The 14,122-nt window shown below is 39.4% G+C and carries 16 protein-coding genes; 3 read left to right on the top strand and 13 right to left on the bottom strand.

Annotated features, from left to right (window positions below; translation table 11 throughout):
• Positions 1-11: 11 nt before the first annotated feature.
• From JFU50_RS18470 to JFU50_RS18460, 3 genes are all read right to left on the bottom strand, one after another.
• Positions 12-2,318 carry a DNA internalization-related competence protein ComEC/Rec2 gene (locus JFU50_RS18470; protein WP_201223626.1) on the bottom strand — a complete coding sequence of 769 codons (2,307 nt, stop codon included), beginning with the start codon at positions 2,316-2,318 and terminating at the stop codon, positions 12-14.
• A gap of 17 nt (positions 2,319-2,335) precedes the next feature.
• Positions 2,336-2,896, bottom strand: coding sequence for a ComE operon protein 2 (locus JFU50_RS18465; RefSeq protein ID WP_053347022.1), 561 nt, complete (start codon positions 2,894-2,896; stop codon positions 2,336-2,338).
• 83 nt (positions 2,897-2,979) lie between these two features.
• Complete coding sequence (locus JFU50_RS18460; protein ID WP_309557896.1) at positions 2,980-3,621, bottom strand: helix-hairpin-helix domain-containing protein; 642 nt, start codon at positions 3,619-3,621, stop codon at positions 2,980-2,982.
• Positions 3,622-3,726: 105 nt separating this feature from the next.
• On the opposite strand from JFU50_RS18460, the gene comER reads away from it, so the two are divergent.
• Positions 3,727-4,557, top strand: coding sequence for a late competence protein ComER (gene comER, locus JFU50_RS18455; RefSeq protein WP_223305467.1), 831 nt, complete (start codon positions 3,727-3,729; stop codon positions 4,555-4,557).
• 102 nt (positions 4,558-4,659) lie between these two features.
• On the opposite strand, the gene JFU50_RS18450 is transcribed toward comER, so the two are convergent.
• Genes JFU50_RS18450 through JFU50_RS18415 form a run of 8 tightly spaced genes read right to left on the bottom strand, consistent with a single transcriptional unit; the run spans position 4,660 to position 9,672 of the window.
• Positions 4,660-5,403: a class I SAM-dependent DNA methyltransferase gene (locus JFU50_RS18450; protein WP_201223624.1), complete on the bottom strand. Its 744-nt coding sequence runs from the start codon at positions 5,401-5,403 to the stop codon at positions 4,660-4,662.
• Entirely contained in the window at positions 5,400-5,756 is a 357-nt protein-coding gene (rsfS, locus tag JFU50_RS18445) for a ribosome silencing factor (RefSeq protein WP_057218744.1), read from the bottom strand. The genes JFU50_RS18450 and rsfS overlap by 4 nt, the downstream gene beginning before the upstream one ends.
• Positions 5,756-6,328: a bis(5'-nucleosyl)-tetraphosphatase (symmetrical) YqeK gene (gene yqeK, locus JFU50_RS18440; RefSeq protein WP_116820732.1), complete on the bottom strand. Its 573-nt coding sequence runs from the start codon at positions 6,326-6,328 to the stop codon at positions 5,756-5,758. Before yqeK ends, rsfS begins: the two co-directional genes overlap by 1 nt.
• On the bottom strand, positions 6,318-6,887 hold the full coding sequence (locus JFU50_RS18435) for a nicotinate-nucleotide adenylyltransferase (protein WP_053347026.1): 570 nt from the start codon (positions 6,885-6,887) through the stop codon (positions 6,318-6,320). Before JFU50_RS18435 ends, yqeK begins: the two co-directional genes overlap by 11 nt.
• Positions 6,888-6,898: 11 nt before the next feature.
• Positions 6,899-7,189 carry a ribosome assembly RNA-binding protein YhbY gene (gene yhbY, locus JFU50_RS18430; protein WP_053347027.1) on the bottom strand — a complete coding sequence of 97 codons (291 nt, stop codon included), beginning with the start codon at positions 7,187-7,189 and terminating at the stop codon, positions 6,899-6,901.
• The gene (gene aroE, locus JFU50_RS18425; protein WP_201185874.1) at positions 7,183-8,025 is read right to left on the bottom strand and encodes a shikimate dehydrogenase; all 843 of its coding nucleotides are present in this window, start codon (positions 8,023-8,025) and stop codon (positions 7,183-7,185) included. Before aroE ends, yhbY begins: the two co-directional genes overlap by 7 nt.
• 19 nt (positions 8,026-8,044) lie before the next feature.
• Entirely contained in the window at positions 8,045-9,154 is a 1,110-nt protein-coding gene (yqeH, locus tag JFU50_RS18420; protein WP_376102761.1) for a ribosome biogenesis GTPase YqeH, read from the bottom strand.
• Positions 9,151-9,672: a YqeG family HAD IIIA-type phosphatase gene (locus tag JFU50_RS18415; RefSeq protein ID WP_201223622.1), complete on the bottom strand. Its 522-nt coding sequence runs from the start codon at positions 9,670-9,672 to the stop codon at positions 9,151-9,153. Before JFU50_RS18415 ends, yqeH begins: the two co-directional genes overlap by 4 nt.
• Positions 9,673-10,136: 464 nt before the next feature.
• Here JFU50_RS18415 and JFU50_RS18410 point away from each other — a divergent pair, with 464 nt between their 5' ends.
• A complete protein-coding gene (locus JFU50_RS18410) occupies positions 10,137-10,277 on the top strand; it encodes a sporulation histidine kinase inhibitor Sda (RefSeq protein ID WP_201185876.1) in 141 nt (46 codons plus the stop codon).
• A gap of 57 nt (positions 10,278-10,334) precedes the next feature.
• Here the strand turns inward: JFU50_RS18410 and JFU50_RS18405 are convergent, their stop codons facing one another.
• Complete coding sequence (locus tag JFU50_RS18405) at positions 10,335-11,120, bottom strand: phosphatidylserine decarboxylase (RefSeq protein ID WP_056528573.1); 786 nt, start codon at positions 11,118-11,120, stop codon at positions 10,335-10,337.
• A 135-nt stretch (positions 11,121-11,255) separates the two neighbouring features.
• Between JFU50_RS18405 and pssA the strand changes: the two genes are divergently transcribed.
• On the top strand, positions 11,256-11,795 hold the full coding sequence (pssA, locus tag JFU50_RS18400; protein WP_056528566.1) for a CDP-diacylglycerol--serine O-phosphatidyltransferase: 540 nt from the start codon (positions 11,256-11,258) through the stop codon (positions 11,793-11,795).
• Between the two features lie 64 nt (positions 11,796-11,859).
• On the opposite strand, the gene JFU50_RS18395 is transcribed toward pssA, so the two are convergent.
• Positions 11,860-13,650, bottom strand: coding sequence for a M3 family oligoendopeptidase (locus JFU50_RS18395; protein WP_201223620.1), 1,791 nt, complete (start codon positions 13,648-13,650; stop codon positions 11,860-11,862).
• Between the last annotated feature and the right edge of the window lie 472 nt (positions 13,651-14,122).

Raw genomic sequence — 14,122 nt, 5'->3', positions numbered from 1 at the left:
ATTTCTACATACTATGGAATAGTCTTCCGAAAGGTTCCTTCACTTTTGTAATACTTGTAAATAATAGAACCATCTTCATCCGTCCTAAACAAATAAATATTATATTCTTTCAAGGCCTCAATAACTTGTTCATGTGGGTGACCGTACCTATTCTCTTTTCCAACTGAAATAAGCGCTGCTTTTGGCTGCAATTGTTCGAGAAAAGGCTTCGAGGAAGAAGTCTTACTGCCGTGATGACCGACCTTCAAAATATGAGCCCGCAACTGAGGGTAAGTATCCATCAATTCTTTTTCCCCCTCTTCCCCCATATCTCCGGTAAATACCCAGGACAATCCCCCTAACTCTGTATATAAAACAATGGATGAATCATTCTTATTTTCTTCTTTTTTATGTGGATCTAGAACGAAAAACTCAGCTTCCCCAACTTTCCAATGTTCGCCCCTTTGTACGACTGTCACTTTTACCCTCTTATCTCTTGCAATGGAAACAAAGTCTTTATCTCGATAATCGTCCTCACTCCAACCTCCAATAACTATCTCCTTAACTTTGAAATTTTCAATGAGGTCTTTTGCACTTCCTATATGATCAGCATCGGCATGCGTTAAAATCAGCTTGTCCAAATGGTGAATACCCTTACTTTTCAGCAGCGGGATAATGATATCATCAGCCGTATTATAAGTCTTTCGCTTTTTTTTCCACATTTCCATAGGAAACGTAATTTGTCCCCCCGTATCAATCAAGTAATTTCCCCGGTTAAACGGAAGAGTAATTAAAATTGAATCACCCTGTCCAACATCAATTACCTGTACTTCACCAAATGGAGATAGCTTTTGTAGATTGTATTGAAAAAGTAATAGTAAAATCATTATTCCACACCAGATTTTACATTTACTAAAAGATTTCTCCCAAGTCAGGAACAGTCCTAAAACTGCAACAACAAGCAACAACATCATAATGAAAAGTGGTTTTCCAAACGGAATGGAGGCAAGAGGAAGATTCGATGCAGCATCGGCGACCCTATTACTGAGCAGGAAGGTGAAGTTTAATAACGAAATAAGGGGTTGACCTAAAACAGGAAGTAACAGATGGATAAAGAGGGTGATTAGTGAAAAAGGCAGCAAAATGATGGAATAAAGAGGCACATACAGTACATTTAGAAACACACCAAGGAAAGATACTTCATAAAAGTGAAAAAGTAAAATCGGAAGGGCTGCCAATTGGCTGATTGAGCTGACAATGAAAAGTTGTAGTGTCTTTTGTGGGTACTGCAAAAAGATTTTCGAAGACATAATGATTGAAAAGGTGACAGCGAAAGAAAGCTGAAACCCAATATTATAGAGCATAAGTGGCTGAAAAAATAGCAGGGTCATATAGACCGCACCGATTGTGGCACCTGCTGAAATTCGTTTCTTGAAAAGCATGAGCAAAAAGAATACCATAGCCATCAAACATGATCTCATCACTGACGGGCTTGCTCCTGAAAGTATCATGTAAATCGGAAGAAAGATAAGGATGGCAATCATCATTCTCTCGCGAGTAACTCCGAAGCGGATACCAAGATAAAACAACATCCCCGTTAAAAAACTGACATGAAGTCCCGAAATCGCCAGTAAATGTACAAGACCTAGACGCTGATAGTTAGTAAGATCCCCTTCATCGATATCCGTCTGATCACCGAAAATAAGGGCTGTGACAAATCCACTCGATTCTTCTGGGAAGTGTTTTTTTATATACGAAATTCCTTTCATCCGCAAATTTCGAATTGAAACGACAATCGAGTTTCCAACCTTTTTGCATTTCGAAAAAGAAATAGAACTCGCTTTAAATATCCAATGAGTGTTTTGCTGGAGGAGATAACGTTGATAATCGAAGCTATTTTCATTACGGTGTTTGTCAGGAACCTGCAGATTTCCCTCGGCCGGACAAGATAAACCGATGCGAAGATACTGATCAAGCTTTTCCTTTTCTTGTTCGGAGGCTATTTTATATCGAAGCATCAGCCGTTCTCCTTGTTCACTGATGATGAAACCTTTTAATAGATTTCCATCTATTTTCGGTTGGTCTGTAAATGTAATAACAAAATGACTTTCCGTTCCCTGATAAGAAGAGATGTTTCGATGTTCGGAGGCAGTAGCGGACCCTAAAAAAATCCCCATAATCACCACATGAAGTATAAGGGTCTTCCCTTCACCCGCACTCGAATAATAAATAAAACAGAGGAAAATAAGGAAAACGATTAAAAGTCTTACACTAAAAAATGAATGGGCCGAAACGCCAAACGTGGCCGAAACGGCTAAAAAGAGAAGTTGTCTTGCCATGCCAACCCCCTGTCTAATTATTTGTTAAATAACAGTTTTGCCTCCTTTTCTAGCTCCAGCACAGCTTCTTTCTCTAAACCGGATTGTTCTAGTTGACCTAGCAACGAACGTACAAAGTCCTGTTTTTCTTTTCCGTATACATCGATGGCTCCTCTTGCTTCAACCTTTTCCGTTTTGACCCCAGCCTGCTCAAACAATTCAATTGCATATGGATGGTTTTTATAATCCTCTGCATAATAAACAGCTTTGATTCCAGCTTGAATGAGTGATTTACAGCATTGCAGGCATGGAAAATGCGTAACATATATTTCCGCCTCTGCCGTCGGCACACCGAATTTGGCACACTGTAAAAGTGCATTCATTTCAGCATGTATCGTTCTAATACAATGATTATCTATTACATAACAACCATCATCAATACAGTGCGTTCCCCCGGCAATCGAACCATTGTAGCCTCCCGCAATAATCCGGTTATCCCTAACGATTGTTGCGCCTACAGTTAGTCGTGTACATGTGCTTCTTAAAGCTAATAAATGGCTTTGAGCCATGAAATATTGATCCCAGCTAATCCTGTTCATGTTGTGGTCCCCTTTTACTTAATAAAATTGATTTTCTTCAATTTTACCTTCTTCCTGTCCATTTGTGTAGAGAATTCAATCAATCATTTTACGGAAATAGAATCCTTTAATTTTTCAAATGTTTTATCACCGATCCCTGATACATTCTTCAATTCATCTATCTGCTTGAATTTCCCTATCGTATCTCTGTATTCAAGGATGGCCGTTGCTTTTGATGCGCCAATCCCAGACAGGGTTTCTAAATCCTCCTTTGTGGCTGTGTTCAAGTTAACCTGGCCCCTTGAACTCTCAGATGCCCCTCCAGTAGCCGCAGTTCCGCTCGAGGCGGCTGATGCATTCCCGGGAAGTTCTATGCCTTCTTCACCTATTTTGGGTACGTAAATGACCATTTGGTCCTCAACAAGTTGGGCAAAATTCACTTTATCCTTATCGGCCTTGTCTGTGAAACTTCCCGCTTTCGAAATCAAATCAATCACCCTGTCACCTGCCTCCGCAGTAAATATACCAGGTGCCTGTACCGCTCCCTTAACATCGACTTTAATGATAAGAGGTTCTGCCTTCGTTTCAGTTGTCATTTCATCAATGCCATCGTTTGCTGATACTGCAAAGATATCTTCTGATTCAACCAGTTCCTTCCCAGGTTGAAAGAAAAAGTAAACTCCTATCGCCCCAGTAGCTACTGCAGCGGCAATCATCGCCATTTTCTTTTTTAATATTTTATCCACTTCTTAGCCTCCTTCTTTGAATTCGAACATTACATTGTCATAGGACAGATTAAAAATACATAGTGTTTTTAGGAGATTCGCTTTTAGTGAGAGGAGTTGAAAGTATTGAAGAAAATCGGTGTAATTGGAACAGGCAATATGGGAACGATTTTAATCGAAGCGTGGCTGGAGGCTAAAATACTAAATCCGGCTGATCTACTCATTACAAATAGAACGCTCTCCAAAGCATTGGTGCTGAAAGAAAAGCATCCCGGTATCGAGGTAGCGAAAAGCGCCGCCGAGATCGTCCAACAGGCAGACTTTATTTTTCTCTGCGTAAAACCATTACAAATTCACAGCCTTTTACAGGGCATCAAACACCATATAAAAAGAGAACAACTACTTATCTCCATTACAAGCCCGCTTTCAGTGGCACAGCTTGAATCAGAAGTGAATGCTCCATGCGCCCGTTTTATCCCAAGCATAACGAACCGTGTGGGATCAGGGGTATCGTTACTGAGCTTCAGCAAAGGGTGCAGCAAAGAGACACAGCAATCCTTATTTAATCTGGCATCTGCCATATCGGCACCGGTCATCATTGAAAATGATATCACCCGGGTAGCTTCCGACATTGTAAGCTGCGGACCTGCCTTCTTTAGCTTTTTAGCACAAGCTTTTATTGAAGCCGCCTGTCAAACAACGAAGATAGATAAAGAAACCGCAACGACTTTGACCGAGAACATGCTGATTGGGTTAGGTGAATTGCTTGGTAAGGGAGTTTACACATTACCGACCTTACAGGAAAAGGTTTGCGTAAAAGGTGGGATCACAGGGGAAGGAATTAAGGTTTTAGAAGCTGAAACCGGAGAAATGTTTCATCATCTGTTTCAAGCGACACACGAAAAATTCGCAGAAGATCTTCACGAGGTTGAAAAACAATTTGGCCATCCTTATTAATATTCGCATCCGAAATCTATTCTCCTTCTAAAAATATAAAAAAATAAAGGGTCAGGCATCCTTTCGCACAGTGATGTACGATAGGAGGCCTGACCCCTTGATTTATTTTCTGGCTACAAATAAGATTCTTTCGGTTTCTTTACCGACCGGTGCTTCTTCAAGGTCCGCCAGAAGTTCAGAAACTTCAAAACCTGCTTGTTGCAACCATTTTTTATATTGCTCAACCGGATAGGTACGCTGATAATGCAACTCATCAAAACGGTCGTACAAGCCACTATCATTGTCCCTCACGAAAAAACTTAAATCATGTTCAACACTGTATTCTTCTTCACCCGGGAAGCAATCCCAAATATAGGAGACCTCTTCATCATTGACGGCAAACGTATTATTGTGAAAGATTTCTTCCATCTTATAAATAGTATGAACATCAAACAAAAATAATCCGCCATCCTTCAGATGTTCATGCACCCTGGAGAACGTTTTTACAATATCCGCTTCCTCACGAAGATAGTTCAACGAATCACAAAAAATCGTGACACAGTCATATAGACCAAGCCCTTCGAGTTCTGCCATATTCTGCTGAAAAAAGGGAATCGATAACCCTAGCTTCGCCGCTTTTTCATTGGCAACCATCAACATTTCATCAGACAAATCTACACCAGAGACATCAAATCCATGCTGCGCCAGTTCTACTGTTATTTCCCCAGTGCCGCATGCTAAGTCCAGGACTTTCCTTCCACCAATTCCGTACTGTTCCAGCTTCGCCGTCAGGATCATCAGCCATTTTTCATATGGAGCGTCCTTCATCAATTCATCGTATACATAGGCAAAGCGTTCGTAAGTCATGGAGTCAATTCACTCTCTAGATCTTCAAAAGGTGCATCTCCCCATAAACGTTCAAGGTTATAATAGTTTCTTTCATCCTTATGGAAAATGTGGGCTACAACATCTCCAAGATCTACAAGTACCCATTTCGCTTCGTCAAAACCTTCAAGGCGTTTTACATTGATCCCTGATTCGTCTGCTTTGCTTTTCATTTCTCGAGCAATAGCTTGTACTTGTTTTTCAGAATTACCATGACAGATTAAAAAGTAATCCGCCACCAAAGAAATACCTTGCATATTTAGAGCAACGATATCCTCCGCTCTTTTATCGTCCGCCGCTTTTGCTGCAATTACAAGAAGTTCACGTTCAGTCATTACATCTTCTCCTTCAAATTCATGATTAAATCATTATATGTCTTAAATGTATCAGGGTAAATTGCCTGATTTCTTTTCATTAAAAATACAACTGTATTCCTTAAAGCTTGAATGACAGCACGATCCAAGCTTTCCTTTGCTGTCTGCCTTACTTCGTCGACTCCAGGAAAAGAACGCCCAGGCTCAATATAGTCAGCAAGATATACGACCTTATCCAAAAGGCTCATACCGACCCTGCCTGATGTGTGATAGGCAATCGCATCCAATATTTCACGGTCAGTGATCCCGGCTTCTTTTTCTACCAGATAAGCCCCTACAGGAGCATGCCACAGTTCCATATTGAATTCAAGTAAATCCGGCGCCATTTTTTCAGAGATTATTATTTGTTCCATTTCCTCTTTTGGACGAAATTTTGCATAATCGTGGAAAATAGCTGCCAGTTCCGCTTTTTTGACATCTGCACCATACAATTCGGCAAGTTCTATTGCTGACTCGACCACGCCCAACGTATGAATATACCTGCGCTCGGTTATTTGTTCTTTGACGAGCGCTAATGCTTTCTCACGATTCATATAAACCATTCCCTTTAATATACTTCACCACTGGATCTGCTATTAAATATTTCACGGTTTTTCCTGTTCGCAATTTCCTTCGTATCATAGAGGAAGAAATGAACATTTGTGGAACCTTCACCATCGTGATTGGATATTCTGTCTTTTCATTATAGCCGGGACGTTTCACTCCGACAAAATTGACTAGGTGCATAAGCTCGTCGATCCGGTGCCAATTAGGTAAATACTCAATCATATCTGCACCTATTATAAAATAAAATTCATTGCTTGGTTCGCGTTCTTTCAGCAATTTAATCGTATCATACGTATAGGATGTGCCTTTTCTTTCTATTTCAATATCCTCAATATAAAAAGATGGGTGTCCAGCTATGGCATTTTCCAACATAGCCAACCTGTCCATATCGGTTACTTCCTCCGTTTTTTCCTTGTGAGGAGGAACATGATTTGGCATGAATCTAATTTCATCTAACTCTAGAGCATCCAGCACTTCATTAGCTATAATTAAATGACCGATATGAGGAGGATTAAATGTACCGCCAAGAATTCCAATTTTTTTCATAGATAGGTTCCTTAAGGTAGTTTAAGTTGTTTGTTTTCTTTTGATTCTTTATATAACACAATTGTGTTACCGATAATTTGAACCAATTCTGCTCTTGCCCCTTTTGATAATGCAAGACCCACATCATTACGGTCTTCTTCACAGTTTTGCAATATGCTAACCTTGATTAGTTCGCGTACTTCTAGCGCCTCACCAATTTGTTTAATGAGATTATCATTAACACCGCCTTTTCCAACTTGAAAAATTGGATTTAGGTGATGGGCCTTTGATCGTAAAAATCTTTTCTGTTTACCTGTTAACATGTGTTACCTCCTAGTTTGTTCGAGACAATATCTGTCATTCTTGCTGTATTAGGCATGATGCCCGTCCATATCTCAAAAGCGAGCGCACCCTGGTAGACAAACATACCAACACCATTTTGCGTTTCCGCCCCTTTTTCCCTCGCTTCACGAAGCAATTTCGTTTGCAAAGGGTTATAGATGATGTCACTGACAAATGCACCAGCCTTCAACTGGTCCAACTTCAACGGAGAATGTTCAATGTGCGGACTCATTCCAGAAGAAGTTGTTTGGATGATTAAATCATATTGTGATAAGCCTTCTTCCGCTTCGGCAATCGTGAGCGCCTTTGATTCTTTATCATATGGGCAATCAGAAACAAGGTGGGCTGCTGTTTCCTTTGTCCGGTTTGCAATATCAACGTGCTTTACACCTTCTTTTACAAGAGTAAAATAAATCGCACGTGCAGCACCGCCCGCTCCGATCACTAACGTTTTTTTAGCCTTAATGTCACCTGATATTTCATCGCATAAAGATTTATAAAATCCTATTCCGTCTGTATTATACCCTATAAATCGTCCATTTTCGTTAATAACTGTATTAACCGCCCCAATTGCAAGGGCCAGTTCATCTACTTCATCAAGAAGTGGGATGACCGTAGTTTTATGAGGAATCGTGATGTTAAACCCTGCTACACCAAGGGCTTTCATACCCTGTACCGCTTCAATCAAGCTCTCTGGTTTTACATGAAAATGGTGATAAACCGCTTCTATATTTTCTTTTTCAAATGCATCATTATGAATGTCCGGAGACATCGAATGCGCAATTGGATCTCCTATTACCCCATATATCTTATTCATAGACAGACGACCCCTATATTTAGATTAAAGATTTTCGAACTATGACGTTCACACCTTTTGGAACGTGCGCAACGATCTTCGCACCTGGTTCATTGACAGTTACCCAGCCAAGGCCTGAAAACACAATATCCATTTTACCATCTTTTAAGGAGAATTCATGAGGAACAAGCTTCGGAAATTCTTCCATCTGTTCAGGACGCGGAGGCGTCAGCAATTCTCCTGCATGATTTTTATATAATTCATCCGCTTTTTCCAGTTTTGTCCGGTGGATATTTAATTCATTCGAAAGATAGCAAGTCAGCGAGCGTCTGCCACCCGAAACATAGTCCAACCGAGCCAAACCGCCGAAAAATAGCGTTTGCTCTTCATTCAGCTGATACACTCTCGGCTTGATTTCCTTCTTCGGCATAATCACCTTGAAATCACGTTTATCTACATAATGAGCCATTTGATGATGATTAATGATTCCTGGTGTATCGATCAAGGCCTGTCCATCATCTAGAGGAATTTCAATCATATCCAAAGTTGTGCCTGGAAAATGAGAAGTCGTGATGATATCCCCTTCACCACTCACCTCTTTAATAAGACGGTTGATGAAAGTCGATTTACCAACATTCGTACAGCCAACAACATAGACATCTTTATCCTGACGATACCGTTCAATCGCATCAGCAGCTTCAAGAATGTGCTTTCCTTTTTCGGCACTGACAAGGAGAACATCAACCGGATTCAATCCCAGTTCCTTCGAAGATTGTTTCATCCAATTAATCAATTTGTTCGGCTTTACTGATTTGGGCAGTAAGTCCACCTTATTACCAATTAAAAGAACATCATTTCTGCCTACAAAGCGATGAAGGCCTGGCAGCCAGCTTCCATTGAAATCAAAAATATCGACGATTTTGACGATTAATGAATCAGTTTCGCCTACTTTATTCAAGATTTTCAAGAAGTCATCGTCTGTTAAGGAAACATCCTGAACTTCGTTATAATGTTTCAGTTTAAAGCAGCGCTGACAAACAATGCTCTCTTTTTCAAGTGCTGATTTAGGCGCAAAGCCTAATTCCTTCGGATCTTCCGTCTGGACCTTAACGCCGCAGCCGATGCACACTAATTCTTGATGATTGTTCAATTGTGATCCTCCCATTCTATCATTCCTTTTCGTTTAAAAAACGCCATAATCTTTCTTTCAAAATAACGATTGATTTTCGTTCTGAATTCGTCAGTCTGTGCGACAGGGACCACTAGGATGGTATGAAACCCACCTCTATTTCCGCCCAATACATCCGTCAATAACTGATCGCCGATTACCACTGTTTCCTCTACCTTCAATCCCATCGCCTTACGGGCTTTATGGAAAGCTTTCGCCATCGGCTTTCTAGCCTGAAAAATAAATGGAATATGAAGCGGATCGGAAAAAGCACGTACCCGTTTTTCATTATTATTGGACACAATCGTCACTAAAATCCCATGGTCCCGCATATTGTCAAACCATTTGATTAAATCAGGGGTAGCGGTTGGCCTGTCCCATTCAACGAGTGTATTGTCTAAATCAGTAATAACTCCCTTAATCCCTCTTTTTTTCAAATCTTGAGGATCTATATTAAAAATGCTTTTAACATGTTCACTCGGCAAAAATAATTTAAGCATATTGACACCTCTATAGTTTTCATAAAATTTACCGTCTCCATCATATCGAATTTTTGGCTTACTTTCAAAAAAAATTAGGAACGAAGGGCTATCGGTAAAAAATCATCATAATGTAAGTTTTCTAATATGGAAAGGCATTTTTCGAAAAGACTAGAAAATCCAACTGTCTGAACAGACGAAAGAACTAATTATTACTAAAAGAATTCGACAAAAATTTCATTAACCTGACCTGTGGATAACTTTACTAACATTTTCCATACTGTTGTGTATCTATTCGTTCACCTTGTAAACAACTTAACCACAGGTTATCCACTTTCAACTGTGGATAACAGAACGATTGTTCTCTACGTTTATTTCTGATACAGTAGGGGTACATCATGGATGACCTACTAATATATGCAAGTAATTACAAAAATATTCCTCGCAATCCCTACTGGAGGTGAGCAGCCGTAAATGGCGTTCTGATGCAAAAACTATCTGATGATCTGTTGCTGGAATCCTATTTTAAAGCGCAATATTTAAAGTTAAGTACCGATTTCATCCGCCTCATAGAAACGGAAATTCATCGAAGATCTTTGACACATAAAATCCGATCAATATTTTAAAATGAAATACATAGGCTGACAAAACATGTCAGCCTTCTTATTTTTATTTGATGATTATTAAACGACTCTCATGTACCCAATCTTTTCACCGACACGGACATCAGCGGGAATAGATAAGTTTTCATCGAGTTGATAACTGTTTTTCTCAAAAAGCATCACGACTGTTGAACCAAAACTGAAATAAGAAAATTCCTGTCCTTTTTCTAAGTGATTCGATTCATCAGTAATAACGATGGAATTAATATACATGGCACCGACTTTCACCATTGCTAAACATCCCGCCTCATTTTGAAGCTCTGTTATTGTACGATAATTTTTCGATAATGGCTCTTTTCCATATTTCATTCCCCATTTATTAACAGGGTAAGATTTCTTTCCAAGCGTCCAACGTTTTACCACAGAACCCGAAATAGGCGCATGAATCCTATGATAATGACTCGGGCTTAAGTATAACACGAGATATTTACCACCTAGGTACTTTTCTAAAAAAAGCGCGTCCCCTAGCATTTCCTCTATCGAATATACTTTTCCCTTTACTACAATTTTTTTATCAGCTCGAATTTCCCCTGCATCCTCGAGCACACCATCTACAGGACATGCTACTGCAGAAGATTCCACCGTAATTGGCCTTGCCTCCCGCTTTAAGTGTCTTGTAAATAACTCATGCAGATTGTTGTACGTTTTTAGGTCCTTACCAAATTCTTGTTGATTAAGGTTAAAAGTTTTTACATAAAATAAAATCAACGGCTTACTCCAACGAGATTGGCTAAAATGCTTTAATATACCTGACGAATACCTTCCATTCGTCAGTTCAATAAGAATACGATAAAAAGATTGATACAAACAAAACCACTCCAAATTGTAAAATAATTCTAAAACCCCTTGCATAAATTGTGTTAAATAAAATATTATTATATAATAAATACTTATGTTTACTATATTTTGTTTTTATTTGTTTTATTTGAAAGGAGTGAAAAGATGTTTTTATTACACGCCCTAGATCAAACCATTAAAAAAGTGAAAGCCCAAACAGCAAATATACTTACTTTAATGAATTTATCCCTTGGTGGATTTGCAATAATTGCCGTGATGCACGGCCAATTGAATTTAAGCTTGCTTTTAATTTTCCTAGCTGCCCTTGCAGATCGCTTTGACGGTATGGTTGCCAGGAAGTTTAACATTGAATCGGAATTAGGTAAGCAACTTGATTCCATGTGCGATATTATTTCTTTCGGCGTTGCACCAGCTCTATTATTATACCAAGGAATTTTAATAGAATTCGGAGCTCCAGGCACACTATTTACGGTTTTTTACATCGGCTGTGGCGCATTTCGTCTAGCCCGTTTTAACATCAGTGAAAGCAATGGATATTTTACCGGCGTTCCGATTACCGTTGCAGGCTGTTTAGCCACCGTTAGTTATTTAGCCATTCCTTATCTCCACCCTGTCTTTTTCTTATCCCTCATGATTATATTATCATTACTTATGGTCAGTCCATTTAAACTGAAAAAAGTTTAAATGGGAAAGCGGATGTCCTAAACCGGACATCCGCTTTTTTGTTCTTATTTTAACTAGACCAAGTTTATGCTTTTTGAACTAGAGGATCGGTCAAACGGATGAACTCTTCGACATCCTCCATACAGGCAGTAACCGCTTCTTCCCAAAAATCACGGGTAGTTAAATCCACGCCTAAATGTTTCTCTGCCAAGTCCTCGACCTTCATGGAACCGGTGTCCTTTAGTAAAGCAATATATTTTTCTTCAAACCCAGAAGGTTCTTTAAGCGCATTCGCGTAAATGCCTAATGAGAACAAGAATCCGAATGTGTATGGGAAATTATAAAACGGTACACCTGTTATATAGAAATGAAGCTTTGAAGCCCAAAACGTTGGATTATACTCACTTAGCGCATCACCATAGGCTTCTTTTTGCGCTTCAACCATTAGTTCATTTAAGCGTTCGGCACTGACATATCCCTGTTTTCTCTCATCGTAAAATCTTGTCTCAAATAAGAAACGAGCATGGATATTCATCAACAATGACACAGAACGTTGAATTTTATCTTCTAAAAGAATCAGTTTTTCTTCCTCATTTGTCGCTTCTTTCACTGCTGCATCCGAAACGACCATCTCTGCAAACGTAGAGGCTGTTTCTGCCACGTTCATTGCATATGATCGATTCAATGGATGGATATCCCTCATCGCATATGAATGGAAAGCATGCCCCAATTCATGAGCCAATGTCGACACATTCGAAGGGGTGCCCGAATACGTCATAAAAATCCGGGATTGCTTATCCAAAGGGAAACTTGTGCAAAAACCGCCTGGCTTCTTTCCTGGTCTGTCTTCTGCTTCAATCCAGCTGTCTTCAAATGCTTTTTGAGTGAAGTTCGCTAACTGAGTTCCAAATTTAGAAAATTGCTGCACGATAAAATCTGCACCTTCTTGATAATTCATTACCTTTGACTCTGCTGTAACAGCGAGAGGAGCATCCAAATCAGCCCAACTTAATTTCTCCAAATCAAGTAATTCCGCCTTCCTATGTAAAAACTTCACTAGCGGCTCCTTATTTTCAGCAATTACGGTCCACATGCTCTCGAGGGTTTCTTTCTTCATCCTGCCGATTTCTAGCGGCTCCTTCAAAATATCATCCCAGCCTCTTTTTTCATTCACACTGAGACGAAAGCCTGCTAAATGATTCAAAGTCCGGGCAAAAAGATCACTTTTTTCATCCCAAGCCTGTTCCCAAGCAGTAAACAATTCATTCCGGACGTTTTTATCCGGATCAGAAAATTTATTAGCCGCCTGACCAACAGAAAGTGCTTCACCCTTAAAAGGGATGGTCATCGAGCCCACAATTGTATCATACATTTGGCTCCAGCCTTCAAACCCGTCCATGGATAGCTGGGTGATTAGTGACTCTTCCTTAACAGACAGCCTTTCCTTCGCTCTTTCTCTACGTTCATTCAATACATATTTCAGTTCATTCAACGGTTCTTTATTGAGGATACTCTGAAAAAACACCTCATCAAGCTCCACTAGCTTTTCATCCAGTTTACTTACCACCATTTTTAGTGACGCCACACTCTTCAATTGTTTTATTCGCAGTTGACCTGCCTTTTTATCCTGTGCATTTTGAGCTTCCAGGCATCCTATAAAGGCGCTAGCCTGTCTCGATTTCATATTTAAATTTTTAAAAAGATCAAATGCCTGGATCAAACTGATTTCATCATTTTCTTCTGAATTTATCTTACTTACAAGACGATCAAATTCTTGAACCTCTTGATTGATTTCATCTAAAAAAAGCAGGAATTCCTTAGAAGAGCTTCCTCCTTTAAAAAAGATATCCAAATCCCATGTTAAAGAATATTCCATTTTCTGTTTGCCCCCTTTTATCAATAAACCTATTATAGAGGTTTTACCTATATTTTTCTAACTAAAAAGAATTTTCAGTAATTTTTCGAAACATTTTTCTATATCCATAATTAAAAGCATGTTATGATGGTTACATCCTTAGGAAAGGGGAAGGTTTACATGAAACTATTTATCCAGCTGTCAGCCATTACCCTGCTTCTTTGGACACTGCATATACCTCTTCAACATCACGCACAGCCATTAAACCTTGAAGAACACACTGATGTTCATCACTGGGATAAGGCCGAGAAAAAGCTCCCGTTCATACCTTTCTTAGGTTCCTGGCAGGACGTTATCCTTTTTCTTACTTTCGAATTTTGTATTTTTAATTTTCTTTATTTTCATTCAAATATTCGACGGAGATTTCTCAGCCCAGTCTTTTTCCAGGCGAATTACGTATCCACAAACTCTAAGATTTTATAAAAAAATAAAA

The sequence above is a fragment of the Peribacillus sp. TH14 genome, from assembly GCF_016651145.1.
GTDB classification, from domain to species: domain Bacteria; phylum Bacillota; class Bacilli; order Bacillales; family DSM-1321; genus Peribacillus; species Peribacillus butanolivorans.
The sequence above is the reverse complement of the archived record's forward strand: the minus strand, read 5'-3'. Positions and strand labels throughout refer to the sequence as shown.